Origin of the sequence: Rhodococcus sp. YL-1, from assembly GCF_001942025.1 — a bacterium.
Classification (GTDB): Bacteria; Actinomycetota; Actinomycetes; order Mycobacteriales; family Mycobacteriaceae; genus Rhodococcus_F; species Rhodococcus_F qingshengii.
In genome coordinates this window covers 122075-134491 of sequence record NZ_CP017299.1, presented here as the reverse complement: position 1 = coordinate 134491, position 12417 = coordinate 122075, and the positions used below count along the sequence as shown (strand labels likewise).

General features: G+C 63.3%; 13 protein-coding genes. 8 read left to right on the top strand and 5 right to left on the bottom strand.

The window, feature by feature from the left end:
* Positions 1 to 3: 3 nt before the first annotated feature.
* Positions 4 to 1263 (bottom strand): MFS transporter, encoded by a 1260-nt coding sequence (locus BH682_RS00660; RefSeq protein ID WP_042920631.1) that lies wholly within the window; start codon positions 1261 to 1263, stop codon positions 4 to 6.
* 92 nt (positions 1264 to 1355) lie between these two features.
* Between BH682_RS00660 and BH682_RS00655 the strand changes: the two genes are divergently transcribed.
* The 5 genes from BH682_RS00655 (at position 1356) to BH682_RS00635 (ending at position 6500) form a co-directional block, all read left to right on the top strand.
* Positions 1356 to 1544, top strand: a complete 189-nt coding sequence (locus BH682_RS00655) for a streptamidine-related RiPP repeat protein (RefSeq protein ID WP_003943543.1) — start codon at positions 1356 to 1358, stop codon at positions 1542 to 1544.
* 94 nt (positions 1545 to 1638) lie between these two features.
* On the top strand, positions 1639 to 2451 hold the full coding sequence (locus BH682_RS00650) for a hypothetical protein (protein ID WP_075831741.1): 813 nt from the start codon (positions 1639 to 1641) through the stop codon (positions 2449 to 2451).
* On the top strand, positions 2448 to 3878 hold the full coding sequence (locus BH682_RS00645) for a CocE/NonD family hydrolase (protein WP_075831739.1): 1431 nt from the start codon (positions 2448 to 2450) through the stop codon (positions 3876 to 3878). The genes BH682_RS00650 and BH682_RS00645 overlap by 4 nt, the downstream gene beginning before the upstream one ends.
* Positions 3871 to 5211 carry a YcaO-like family protein gene (locus tag BH682_RS00640; protein WP_075831737.1) on the top strand — a complete coding sequence of 447 codons (1341 nt, stop codon included), beginning with the start codon at positions 3871 to 3873 and terminating at the stop codon, positions 5209 to 5211. The genes BH682_RS00645 and BH682_RS00640 overlap by 8 nt, the downstream gene beginning before the upstream one ends.
* Positions 5208 to 6500 carry a YcaO-like family protein gene (locus BH682_RS00635; RefSeq protein ID WP_030535883.1) on the top strand — a complete coding sequence of 431 codons (1293 nt, stop codon included), beginning with the start codon at positions 5208 to 5210 and terminating at the stop codon, positions 6498 to 6500. The genes BH682_RS00640 and BH682_RS00635 overlap by 4 nt, the downstream gene beginning before the upstream one ends.
* Here the strand turns inward: BH682_RS00635 and BH682_RS00630 are convergent.
* Positions 6447 to 7418, bottom strand: coding sequence for a hypothetical protein (locus BH682_RS00630; protein WP_037130941.1), 972 nt, complete (start codon positions 7416 to 7418; stop codon positions 6447 to 6449). The two genes, BH682_RS00635 and BH682_RS00630, sit on opposite strands and share 54 nt — an antisense overlap.
* Before the next feature lie 51 nt (positions 7419 to 7469).
* Here BH682_RS00630 and BH682_RS00625 point away from each other — a divergent pair, with 51 nt between their 5' ends.
* The gene (locus BH682_RS00625; RefSeq protein WP_003943606.1) at positions 7470 to 8096 is read left to right on the top strand and encodes a TetR/AcrR family transcriptional regulator; all 627 of its coding nucleotides are present in this window, start codon (positions 7470 to 7472) and stop codon (positions 8094 to 8096) included.
* A 6-nt stretch (positions 8097 to 8102) separates the two neighbouring features.
* Here BH682_RS00625 and BH682_RS00620 read toward each other — a convergent pair whose 3' ends face one another.
* The 3 genes from BH682_RS00620 to BH682_RS00610 form a co-directional block, all read right to left on the bottom strand.
* Entirely contained in the window at positions 8103 to 8543 is a 441-nt protein-coding gene (locus BH682_RS00620) for a PAS domain S-box protein (RefSeq protein WP_003943598.1), read from the bottom strand.
* Positions 8544 to 8654: 111 nt separating this feature from the next.
* Positions 8655 to 9395 (bottom strand): ABC transporter ATP-binding protein, encoded by a 741-nt coding sequence (locus BH682_RS00615; RefSeq protein ID WP_003943539.1) that lies wholly within the window; start codon positions 9393 to 9395, stop codon positions 8655 to 8657.
* Positions 9392 to 10438, bottom strand: coding sequence for an ABC transporter permease (locus BH682_RS00610; protein ID WP_039973533.1), 1047 nt, complete (start codon positions 10436 to 10438; stop codon positions 9392 to 9394). Before BH682_RS00610 ends, BH682_RS00615 begins: the two co-directional genes overlap by 4 nt.
* Before the next feature lie 114 nt (positions 10439 to 10552).
* On the opposite strand from BH682_RS00610, the gene BH682_RS00605 reads away from it, so the two are divergent.
* Entirely contained in the window at positions 10553 to 11755 is a 1203-nt protein-coding gene (locus BH682_RS00605) for a sensor histidine kinase (RefSeq protein ID WP_003943587.1), read from the top strand.
* Positions 11752 to 12369 (top strand): response regulator, encoded by a 618-nt coding sequence (locus BH682_RS00600; RefSeq protein ID WP_003943536.1) that lies wholly within the window; start codon positions 11752 to 11754, stop codon positions 12367 to 12369. Before BH682_RS00605 ends, BH682_RS00600 begins: the two co-directional genes overlap by 4 nt.
* Positions 12370 to 12417 lie beyond the last annotated feature (48 nt).

Below are 12417 nucleotides of genomic sequence, written 5' to 3'. Positions count from 1 at the left end.
TGCTCATTTGTGCGGATAAGGGTCGGTCCGCAGCGCGCTCGCCCACGCGAAGAGCGCCCCGACCAGCGCAAAGATGCACGCAACGAGGTAGGCGGTGCCGATGTCCCAGCGTCCTGCGATTGCCCCGGCAATCAAGGCGCCGACCGGCGAACCACCCCAGGCGACCATCCTCGCCGTGGTGTTCACGCGCCCCTGCAGACGATCCGGAGTCAGGCGCTGACGTGCACCGATGCCATTGAGGATGGTGACGGTCGCACAGCCGGAGTAGACGACGAGCGCCGTGATCGCGGCGCCGGTGTTGCCGGTTGTCGCAACGACGAACAGCACCACCGGGGCGATGGTCAGCGCCCCGACAGTGATCGCCCCGACCGGCCACTGCGCCGGTAGGCGTGGAAGCACGAGCGCCCCGACCACTCCACCCACGGAGACGGCCGTCCACACGGCGCCGATCATCGGACTCGACGTCGAAATCCCAAGCCTCTCGGATGCGTACACCACCAGGAGCGCCGTAACCGCACCCTGCGTCAGGGAATTGACGAAGCCGACGCCGGTCAAGGCTCGCAGAAGCGGCGACCGCCAGAGGAAGCTGAGGCCCTCGCGTATGTCACGCGCAATTCCGGTTCCCGACTTCTTCGGCGCCGCAGGAGTAATCGAAAACGAGGCTCCGATCGAGGCCATGGCCAGCCCGGCCAGTACGTAAGCCAGTGCATCAGCACCCAATGCGTAGGCCGGGCCGATCGAGGCCACAAGCACGCCGGCTATCGCCGGAAAGACAACATCGATCAGCGTGCTGGACGTCCACAGCGCGCTGTTGGCCGCCGGTATCCTCTGCCGACCGACCAGAGCAGGCAGCGCTCCGAAAGCAGCGGCGTCGAACCACACGAAACACGTTCCGATGCACATCGATACGCCGACGGCATGCCACGCCGTCAATACGCCGAGTGCCTGCGCCGCCGGAATACTCGCCAAAGCAAGTGCAGCTACGGCCTGCGCACACAGGATGACCGTCCGCCGGTTGACTCGGTCTGCCACGGCGCCGGCGAACAAGCCGAACACGAGATACGGCAGAACCGTCCCCGCAGCCGCGAGCGAGGTGAGAAACGGAGACCGGCTGATGTCGAACACCAGGATCGGCATGGCCACTCCGGTGACCGCCGCACCGGCTACGGCAATCGTACGAGCCGTGAAGAACAATCGAAACGATCTGTCCCGAAAGACATGTGGTTGCGCTTCGACGGATCCCGTCGTCGGGGTCTCGCTCATGTATGCACTCTCTTGTACCTGTTGCTCTCCGTGGCGATCTTTCGTACGGTGGCATCGTAATGGAAATGGTTTCCATTACGGAAGGGATGACAATGAGCAACATTTCGTTCGACAGCGTCTCCAACTCGGCTCCGGCCAATGCACTCCAGGGCGTCGGCACCAACGCTCTCGTCGACAACCCGTTCACCTTCGAGCCGGTTGCCGAGGCAACGTCCGCACACGCCCTGCAGGGTGTGGGCACCAACGCCCTCGTCGACAACCCGTTCAGCTTCCAGAGCTGAAACCTCCCCTGATCCAGACTGTTTCGACAGTCTGATCTGCCGATGACCCCGCCCGCATCCGACTCGTCGGGTGCGGGCACCGACAAGGAGATCCGTGTACGCCCTCGCCGACGGACGCCAGCTGTATCCGACCCCGGACGGCACTTGGCATTACCTGACACCGGACGAGAACGCGGTCACGATCGGCGCGCCGGCCGAAGACCTCGCGGAACTCGACAACTTTCTCAGGCGCTCTGGTTCGGTGCTCGGCCCGGGAGCTATCGAGATCGCCGACGCCCTCGTCTCTCGCGGCGTGCTGGCTGTTCCAGGTCAAGTGCCAGAGATTCCGCGCCCACAGCGTGTGCTGATGGACGGGATCGGGCCCGTTGCCGATGCTTGCATCGCCCTGCTCTCCAAGGCTCTTCCGCATCTCGAGGTCGTATCCACCACTGCGCCAATCGAACACGACGTTGCGTCGTCGGACCTCGTACTGTCGGTTGCCGGCGCTCCTCCTCACGACGAGTGGTCGGAACTCGATACCTGGTGCCGCCGAAACCAAACACCGTGGCAACGCGTCCACGCGGAGCTGGGTGAGATCTGCATCGGACCCTTCTTCGACGGTATCGGCAGCGCAAGCTACCGGGACGTCTGCGGTCGACGGCTTGCCGCGTCGCGCGTCCCGGATCATCTGCGGGCACTGTGGAATCACCTCGCCGGCAGCGAACTTCGCCCGCTCGAACTTTCACCCACCGCAGCCGCAATGGCCAGTGCGCTTGCATGTTCGGACGTCGTGGCTGGTGTACATGGCGCACCGCCATCACACCTTCACCACCAGATCCGGATGAATCCGCGAACCCTCATGATGACTCGCCATCCCGTGCTACCTCTGCCAGGCGGCGTTCTCGAGCCTTCGCCGACGCTCCGGTGATCTCACTCGGAGTGAAGATCCCGGCAGCAGACGGCTCTTCGCTGGCTACGGATGTGCTTCTCCCACCGGATTCTTCACCTCGAGGATTGATCGTGATCCGAACCCCGTACGGACGCGGGTGGCATCTGGCCGAGGGGCTCGAATGGCGATCGCGAGGAATTGCCTTCATCTGTCAGGACGTACGTGGACGGCACGATTCCACCGGATCTTGGGAACCGTACTTCCACGAGCGCGAGGACGCCGCCGCCCTGGCCGAGTGGCTGCAGGATCAGCCGTGGACACCGGAGTGCGTCATCGCGAGCGGGGCTTCGTATGCGGCCGGAACCGCCTGGGCATTTGCTGCCGAGACCAACAGCGCCGATCGGTCATTTCGTGTAGACGGCGTCGTCTCCAAGGTGCCGACCATCGGAAGCGACCGCGTCAAACGTGATCCCTCGGGGATACTTCTCCTCGCCGAGCATCTGGCGTGGTGGGGCGAGCACGGAGATTCGTCTTCCTCCCGTGAGGGTTTCATCCCTGAACTGATGCGTTCGGATTCAGCTTTGCTGGAACATCTCCCGGTGCAGTCGATGATCGAGAAAGTCGGTCTGACCTCCGATTCACCGGGCTGGTTGACGCCGATCCTTCGCGCTCGCAAACGCGAAGACTTCGGTGGCGATGATCTGGTGTCCGCGGACGAACTCTCCGAACTCGACATCGCCGGGCTGCACATCGGCGGTTGGGACGATGCGATGATTCGGGAGACACTGCGGCACTTCACGTCCGTGGGGCGCGGGCCGCAGAGTTTGATCGTGGGCCCCTGGGCGCACGACCTCCGCCCTGGAAGGGTCGGCGAGACAAGTTTCGGCCGCCTTCAGGTCGAGTGGATGGAATCGGTATTCGCTGCGCGGCCCCTGACCATCAATCGGGTATTCGACCGGGGTGTCGGCGAATGGTCGACCGAACCGTTTGTCACGGGTGCGAATCGCGTTCATCTCGAACCAGATCGGAAGGATGCGGCCTACAGCTTCCTGTATGACGCCTCACGGGACCGAAACGACTGTGTTGTCTGGACTTTCGACATGGAGGTCGAGTGTGTGCTGTCGGGAATGCCTTCGGTGGAGTTGACAGTGCATTCGCCCGAGGGCGAAGCTGACTGGATCGTCGAGCTGAGCGTCGTCGATAGCGCCGGAGTCACCAGGTCGATCGCTCGTGGGGCCGGCGTCAGCCTTTGCTCCGGCACGTTGACCATCGATCTCGATCCCGTGTTGCACACAGTGCGCGCGGGTGATGTCTTGTCGCTGCGGATCGCCGGATCGGACTTCCCCCGCCTCGCACGCAATCTCGGAGACGGTGATCGCTATCGAGGAACACGCAGTACCGCACTGCACCAATCATTTTCCGGGTCGTTGACCCTGCCGATACTCGGAGGAACTGACGGTGGATGACTTGCTGGTCGACGCCCGGAGCGGCGTGCTGACCTCACTGGAACCACACATTCGCTCGGACATGCCGACGGGCTGGGTCGGTTGGGCCGCGAGGGTGGCCGACACCAGAAACTTCGGCGGCAGCGGTTCACTGTTTCGCGCGGACCCTTACGGATTCGGGGCTTCGATACGCAACGATGCAGCGGCCCGCGGGGCGGCAACCGGTGAGGCCGTCGAAAGATATTGCGGCAACGTGGTCCCCGAGGATCTGGTCCGCAGCAGTGCATCAGCGCTGGAACTGGCCGGCTCACGGGTCGTCGATCCGGCGAAATTTGCGTTGTACAGCGAGGATCAGTACCGCCTTCCCGGATTCCCCTTTGTTCCCTTCACCTCTGATCTGAACATTCGCTGGGCATTGGGTCACACCATGGACGAAAAGGTGCCCACCTACGTGCCTGCGGCCCTGACTTATCTCGGGTACTACACAGGCACCCGTCGCTGCGAGCCACCGATCGCGTCGTTGCAGTACGCCGGAATCGCAGCGGGACGCTCACGCGACGAGGCCGAGATGTCAGCTCTGCTGGAACTTCTCGAACGCGATGCCACCGCGCTGTGGTGGTGCGGGGACCGGTCACAGCCGGCGATCGAGCTTTCCGACTGGGAGCGGTTGCCTGCGCACCGCCAACTCGGGGATCTGGAGAGCCAGACCCGGAGCGTTCGAGTGCTGCTGCTTCCCTCCCCCTTCGGCATTCCCGTCGCCGCAGCGTGGATCCGCGATGACCGACGTGGACTGGTCGCGCTGGGCACAGCTTGTCGACCGACGGTGGAGGCGGCAGTCTCGAAGGCGCTTGTCGAGGCGTATGCCGTACTTGCCATCACGATCGACCTCGCCGACCCCGACGGGCCGACCTGGCGCAGCGTGGCGGACGGAACGCTGCCGGCGCACCTGTACAAACCCTTTCGGGCCGACCGTCGTTACCGGGACGAGTTCGATCCGCAATGGAAAGACATCGTCGATCTGCCGACCGTCGCCCAACTCTATCTCGATCCCGTGATGGCCCTGGCCGCAGAGGAACATCTCTTCGACTACACCGAAACACTCTCGGTATCAGAGATTCCCGACGAAGCGCCGTTGGATCTGGCTTCTCTCGTAGCGCTTCTGATGTCACGGGGACACCAGCCGATTTCCGTCGATCTCACCACCGGCGACATCTCGATTGCCGGGTTGCACGTCGTCCGCATCCTGACTCCGGGCCTGTACAACAACGCCCCGGCAGCCTTTCCCCTTCTTGGAGGTAGCAGATTGACCAGCGCATCGACCACCCATCTGCATCTGCCGGTCCCCCTCGCATGACATCTTCGCTCGTCGACCGCCGAACTGGGATCATTCGAGAGCTGGTCGACGCCGTTGTTCCCCAGCACTTTCCGCCCGAGTTCAAGCTGATTCACTCGTATGTCAGTGATTCAGCACGCTTTTCACCCTGGTCCAGTGACTCGGCCGGCGCCGGATATTGCTTCGATCTGGGCAACCGTGCACGGCCTACCGCAGCTGCGATAGGCGAAGCGGTGGAACGATATTGCGGCAACATCGTCGCCAAACCGATCGTCCGCGGGTCGGCCGATGCCTTGATCGGAGCAAGCATCGACCTGTCACAACTCGCGCGTTTCGACGCCGCCCAGTACGCGCGGCCACAGTTCCCGTTCGTCGAACCAACCGACGATCTGGAGATGGACTGGACTCGCGGAGCCGACCTGATCACGGGTTCGGATATCTGGGTACCGGCCGAACTCGTCTGGGGTTCGTATCCTCATTTCGTCGCCCGGACGGGTCCGGCGATCTCTCCGGTAGCTCAGGCGGGTCTCGCCGCCGGACCCTCGGTGAAGTTCGCAATCGACAATGCCTTGCGCGAGATAGTCGAACGAGACGCGATGACGCTGTCCTGGACCGGGCGGCGTGGTGTTCGGGTCGTCACCGGCATGCCCGAGGCGCTTCTTCGACTGGGCAATCACGACAGCCTCTCGACCAGGTGGATTTCATTCGAGAGTGATTTTGAGATCCCCGTCCTGGGCGCCCTGGTTTGCGACCGACTGACCGGATACTCGACCATGGGTACCGCTTGCCACGAAGACGCCCAGACCGCTGCGTTCAAGTCACTCGGCGAAGCGCTTCAGCTGCAGCTGCTTTCCGCCGACTACGACAACCCGCAGAGCGGCATCGGTCGAGCCGCGGCCTCCCCGACCAGTCCGCTTGCGCCTTGGCGAGCTGACCGAAGCTATGCAGGCGCCTACCGATCGGATTTTGCCGACGTGATGGACTACGGATGCCACTTGCAACTTCACCTGGACCCGGAGATCCAAGCACGATTCGAGAGTGAGCTGGTCGGTGCCGTCGTCGGCGAGGTGGGACTCGACTCTCTGACATCAGCCGCCGGCACCGAAAGCGCTCTGACGGCAGCCGGTTTCCGGCCGGCATGGGTCGATCTCACCACAACTGATGTTCTCCACGCCGGCCTGCACGTCGTCCGCGTCGTCGTACCCGGTTGTCTCACCAATGCGGCCGCCGGATTGCCGTTTCTCGGCTCGCCCCGACTAGTGGACAGTCTTGCCGGACGATCGGCTCGCACCATCCCATTGCCGCACTGACAGTTCGGGAACCGCCGCTTGCAACGACTCGGTGGTTTCCACCGCGTGGAACCACGTCGGCTTCGAGATCGCGGCATCCCGAATCACCTGCACGGCGCGCGCGGCGATAGCTGCCGTCGCGACCGACTGGCTACGCCCCGAAACCCACAGCGCCGGGCCGGTATCCGCTCGGGCCATCGCTACCCAACGATCCGAGCCCCACAGCTTCTTCGGCACGACCTTCTGTAGCGCGGGTGCCCACGTCATGGCCGCAAGTCCGAGCGTCGCGGTGGACGTGTCCAATCGCAGGTACGTCCTGACCGGAACACCGAGGTCTCGCGTCAACGCATGCTGGTCCGAAAAGTCGGCCCGCACAGCAGGACCGGTGCGGTAGCCGGTCGCATCGGCCGGTATTCGAAACGTCTTCATCCCGGTGTAGTTGCGGACCGATCGTCCGTCGGGATCAGGAAACCTCGTGCCCAACATCCCGTACGTCCACGCCGTTGCGGCCGGCCCGTGTAGTTCTCCACCGCCGAGGCCGATCAGGATGTCCACGGGTCCGTCGCCGAGTCGATGCGCCTCGGTTGCAAGGACACTGGTCAATCCCGGCGCCAACCCGACGCCCATGAGAACGGGTCCGTCGACCGCTTCCAATTCTTCGCAGTAGCTCGAGGTCGCCGTGATGTCGACGAATGCCGCCCCACCGCGTACCGCTTCGTCGGCCAGGCGAACATCCTCGAAACCCGACGCATTCACCACGACATCGAAGTCTCGAACCACAGTCGAATACGCGCCTGGTTCTTTAAGATCAACGACGACGTCCGCGCGGGCAGGGTCACGGCCGGCGGAGTACGCGGAGATTTCGGGGACCTTCGCGAGTTGTTTCATCAGGGGAATCCCGACGGCACCGTAGCCACCGAGTACAAGAACCTTCGTCATTACTTCGCCTCCCGAGTCGCTAGAGTTCGACTCTAGAGTTAGACTCTAATCATGACTGAGGTTCTTCGGGAAGACACGTCGGCGCGGCGCAAGATCATCGAGGCAGCGCGTGAGGTTTTTGTCGATCCCGGCTACGCGGCCGCCACGATCAAGCAGCTTGCCGCGGCGGCGGGCGTGTCGGTGCAGAGTGTCTATTTCGTGTTCGGCAACAAGCCGAGCGTGCTGTCAGCACTGCTCGACGTGGCCGTTGCGGGCGACGAGGAAAAGACGGCAACTCTCGACCGTCCGTGGGTGGCGGCAGCACTCGGCGCCCCACATCCACTCGGGCAACTCCGGATTCAGGTTCACCACGGACGGCTCATTCTGGAACGCACCGCAGACATCCTGCTGGCACTGCGGGCCGCAGCTTCCGCCGACGAGGACGCCGCCCGTCTGTGGCAAATCAACCGCACTCAGAGACGCACGGTGCAGGAACATCTGATGGTCGGCATCGTCGAAAAAGCGCCAACCGTCGACCTCGAAACAGCCGTGAACGTCGCACTCACGCTGCTCAGTCCCGAGACCTACACAGACCTCGTGGTCGGCGCGGGTTGGACCGGCCAACAGTACGAAGAATGGGTGGTCAACACCCTTGCCGCCACCCTCGGCCTGGACCGAACCGTCAAATCCCGGAAGTAGCTGGGATTACTTGGTGGGCTTGTCGTCGATGTGCCGTGGGTTGTTCCACAGGCGCTCCGTCAGATCGTGGAGGACGGCAAGGGTGATCGTGTCGTCGTCCCGTCGGAGCAGAGACTGGCTGACCGTCGCGCGCACCAACGTGGAGTCGGAGTGCACGAACTCCTTGACCGAGCCCGGCTCGGAACTCAGTTCACGATGGGCCTGCTCTGCACTGACGTCGTCGGCATCCTTGTCGTAGAGGATGTCCTGCAAACGCAACGCCGAGACGGCCTTCTTGGGATATCCCAGCATGTCAGCGAAGGACGGATTGGCAAAAACGATGCTGCCGTCGCGGTGAACGGCCATGACCGGCACCGGAAGCCGGTCGAGGAGAATCAGGGCAGGCATCTGCTCCAGATCCGCAATCGGCGATTGTGGCGGCTGCGCAACGTTGCGGCGGCGTTCCATAACACGTCCTCTCAAGTTGCCCGAGTCGACAACAGTCTAACTGCCCAGCAAATCGCGGGTTGACTTCCCGCCCGGATGCAGTGACGAATGCCCGAATCGTGCCCGCCTGAGTCACGCCGCGAGCGCCTCCTGATCCTCCGCCAAGGAACCGTCAACAACACGATAGACAGTATCCATCCGAGACAGGTGACTTCGGTCGTGTGTCACGAGAAGGGTTGCCGCCTCGCGTTCCCGCACCACGCCGATGATCAGATCCATGACAGCGGCACCGCGCTCCTGATCGAGCGCACTCGTGGGCTCGTCGACCACGAGAAGCTGCGGATCGTTCATCAATGCTCGCGCGAGATTGACGCGCTGTCGCTGCCCGCCCGACAGCTGGGACGGCCGTTTTCCGCTCTGATCCGCGAGCCCGACAGCGTCCAGCAAATCCATCGCTTTTGATTTCACGGCCTTGCGACGGGCCCGTGACGTGAACACGGACTGCCCCAGATGCGCCATCACCTCGAGCTGCTCCAGTGCAGTCAGCGAAGACACGAGGTTCGACTGTTGGAAGACGATGCCGATCGACGAGCGTCGCAGCTCCGACGCCGCCCGCCGACTCAGCGCAGCGATGTCGGTGCTGCCTTCCGGCGTCCGGAGATAGACGTGCCCGGAATCCGGACGGATCAGCGTCGACGCCACCGCCAACAGGCTGGACTTGCCCGAACCCGAGGGCCCGGTGATCGCGGCGATCTCGCCGCGGTGCAGTCGCAGAGACACGTCGTCCAGCGCCGTCACCCGCGATTGCCCATCGGGAAACGTCAGATCGACGTTCTGGATGTCGAGAACTGTGGTGCCGGTTGTCATGGTCATCGTGCGCTCCCCAATGCTGTGAGTGGATCGGTGGTCGAGAGGAATCGAAGTGCAAAGGCCGCGCCGAGCAGACCGAGCCCGATCAATGCCACGGCAGGTACGACGGTGGTGGATGCGTCCAGGACAAACGGCATGGCGTCACCGATCAGCGATCCGGCCACGGCCGTCAGCCCGATTCCGACGGTGACACCGGCAATCAGAACGATGAGCGCCTGACCCAGTGCGTCGCGCACCAGCGAACCGGTAGTCGCACCGAGCGCTTTCAGCGTCGCGATGTCCGGAGTTCGCTGGATCGTCCACACCGTGAAGAACGCACCGATCACCAGGGCTGAGATCGCGAACAACATGAGCGTCATCAACGTCAACGACCCGTTCTCCGACTTGTACGAACCGATCGCGTCGAGCGAACCGCTGACCGTCGTCGACGTCGTCGCAGCCGCCTTGTCCGTTGCGGAAGCGTCAGAGGCTCCGGTGACAGCCAGTACTGTCGCAACTCCGCCGCGCGGATTGGCCGCCTGCCAGTCGTCGAGCGTCATCCAGACGACGGGCGAATGGCTGTACCAGTCGTCACCGCGAACGGCGCTGACGGTGAACTGCTGCGTACCGACACTCACCTGATCGCCGGCGCCCGCCCCCAGATCGCGAGCGGCACCTTCGCTCAACACCACCGTGCCTGACGCCGACGGCGTCACGTCACCGAAACCGCCATCAGCGCCGAACAGGGCCACCGACTTCTGATTTCCGTCGGCCAATCCCGCTTTCCCGCGACCGATTCCGATGGGGTCGACGTCCTTTGACGTGGAGGTCCAAGCGTTGACCTGGTCCTGCGTGAGCGCCGACTCGTCGAACGACGCCCCGGCTCCGGTGTCGGCGAACACCACCGTGTCGGCATTCATGGCCTCGATGGCCGACACGTTCTGATGGCGAAGTCCTGCAGTCAACCCGCTGAGAAAACTGACCAGAAGTGCAACCAACAGAACCACGACGGAGATCAGCGCGAAACGACCTCGCGCTGCCCGTAAGTCCCTCATTGCGACAAACACTGTGAATTCCTTTCCTGTGCTTGCCTCTACGCTCTCGCGGATGCAGACTCTTTCCATCGCACCTCGGATCGACATTCCAGCGCTCGAAAGAACCATCCCGGTTTACAACTTTTGATGGATGAACCAGGCCCGAACCTCGCTAAGCTGGGCGAGATGCACCGATCTCCGCTCACGCCTGTCTTCGCCGGCCTACAACTGGGCCTGCATGTCCTTGTCATGGCGCTGGCCGGTGTGGTGTTTCTTCGAGCGCTGATCGACGAATCCGACCTGACCGCAACAATCATCGCGTTGGCCGTGATCTTTGTTGCCGTCTATCTTTTCGGGGTCGCCAAAAGGCTGCGCGGCAACGCTGCCCGCTGGTGGCTGGCCGTGCTGACCCTCGTCTGGATCGCGACGATGGCGGTATCCGCCGACGCCGCCTACCTCGCGTTCGGACTCTTCTTCCTCTATCTCCATATTCTGCGACGCCCCTGGAGTCTTCTCGCCGTCACCGCGGCAACGGCTGTCGCCGTGGTCGGCACCGGCCTGCATCGTGGATGGACGATTGCCGGCGCCGTCGGCCCGATCATCGGCGCTGCCGTAGCGGTTGCAATCGGCCTCGGATATCAAGCGCTGTACCGCGAGGCAGCCGAGCGCGGTCGTCTCATCGACGAGTTGATGAATACTCGTGAAGAATTGGCGTCGACGTCTCGCGATGCCGGAAAATTCGCGGAACGTGAAAGACTCGCCGCCGAGATTCACGACACCGTGGCCCAAGGACTTTCGAGCATCCAGATGCTCCTTCACGCTGCCGAACGCGCCGATCCGGACAGCCCGGCCATCCGTCAGATCAGCCTCGCACGGGAAACTGCCGCGGACAGTCTTGCCGAAACCCGCCAACTCATAGCCGAATTGACGCCCGCGGCCTTGGACGGTCAGTCGCTCGCCGACGCGCTTCGTCGAATCTGCGAACGCGCGAGCAGTCCTGAACTGGAAGCGCGCTCCGTGGTCGAAGGCGAGGCAGTGCGGCTGCCGATGCCCCTCGAAGCAACATTGGTACGCATCGCTCAGGGCGCGGTGTCCAATGTTCTCCGCCATGCCGATGCAACCAGAATGGCTGTGACACTGACCTATTCCGATGACACCGTCAGCCTCGACGTGGTCGACAACGGTCGCGGCTTCGACGTGGCAGTTCTCGAACGTGGCCCGGCGGAATCTTTCGGCCTCAATGCAATTCGCCGACGCGTCGAACTGCAGGGCGGGACTTTCTCAATCGAGTCCGAGCCGGGACACACGGCCGTCGCAGTGACGTTTCCTCTCGAAGTCGGCGAACCGTGATCCGCCTGCTGCTCGCCGACGATCACGCGATCGTGCGCGCCGGGTTACGAGCGCTGCTCGAAAGCGAAGCCGACATCGAGGTAGTCGGCGAAGCGGGCACCGCCGAGGAAGCCATAGCCTTCTGCGCCACCACGCCGGTCGACCTCGTGCTCATGGACCTGCGATTCGGCCCCGGGAAGACGGGCGTCGACGCCACCCGCGCGGTGTGCGCGCTGCCGAATCCGCCGCACGTACTCGTCGTGACCAACTACGACACGGATGCAGACATCTTGAGCGCTGTCGAGGCCGGGGCCAGCGGGTACCTACTCAAGGACACACCACCGGTCGAGTTGCTGTCAGCCGTCCGCGCCGCTGCGAGCGGGGACAGCGTTCTCTCCCCCGCCATCGCGTCGAAGCTCATGACTCGGGTACGTAAGCCCGAAACCAGCCTCAGTCCAAGGGAAATCGAAGTTCTGAAGTTGGTGGCGGCGGGTCGCTCCAACCGAGAGATCGGCAAAGAACTGTTCCTGAGTGAGACCACGGTCAAGTCGCACCTGGTTCACATCTTCGGCAAGTTGGGAGTGAAGTCGCGGACGTCGGCGGTAGCTCGTGCGCGCGAGTTGGGTTCAATCTGACATTTGCCCGAATTGTCGAAAGTAGCTGGACAGCAGCAATTTTCGCCT

Coding starts and splice junctions, on each gene's coding strand:
- BH682_RS00605 (WP_003943587.1), top strand. CDS start 10,553: ATGGATGAACCAGGCCCGAACCTCGCTAAGCTGGGCGAGATGCACCGA.
- BH682_RS00660 (WP_042920631.1), bottom strand. CDS start 1,263: ATGAGCGAGACCCCGACGACGGGATCCGTCGAAGCGCAACCACATGTC.
- BH682_RS00625 (WP_003943606.1), top strand. CDS start 7,470: ATGACTGAGGTTCTTCGGGAAGACACGTCGGCGCGGCGCAAGATCATC.
- BH682_RS00655 (WP_003943543.1), top strand. CDS start 1,356: ATGAGCAACATTTCGTTCGACAGCGTCTCCAACTCGGCTCCGGCCAAT.
- BH682_RS00620 (WP_003943598.1), bottom strand. CDS start 8,543: ATGGAACGCCGCCGCAACGTTGCGCAGCCGCCACAATCGCCGATTGCG.
- BH682_RS00635 (WP_030535883.1), top strand. CDS start 5,208: ATGACATCTTCGCTCGTCGACCGCCGAACTGGGATCATTCGAGAGCTG.
- BH682_RS00630 (WP_037130941.1), bottom strand. CDS start 7,418: ATGACGAAGGTTCTTGTACTCGGTGGCTACGGTGCCGTCGGGATTCCC.
- BH682_RS00615 (WP_003943539.1), bottom strand. CDS start 9,395: ATGACCATGACAACCGGCACCACAGTTCTCGACATCCAGAACGTCGAT.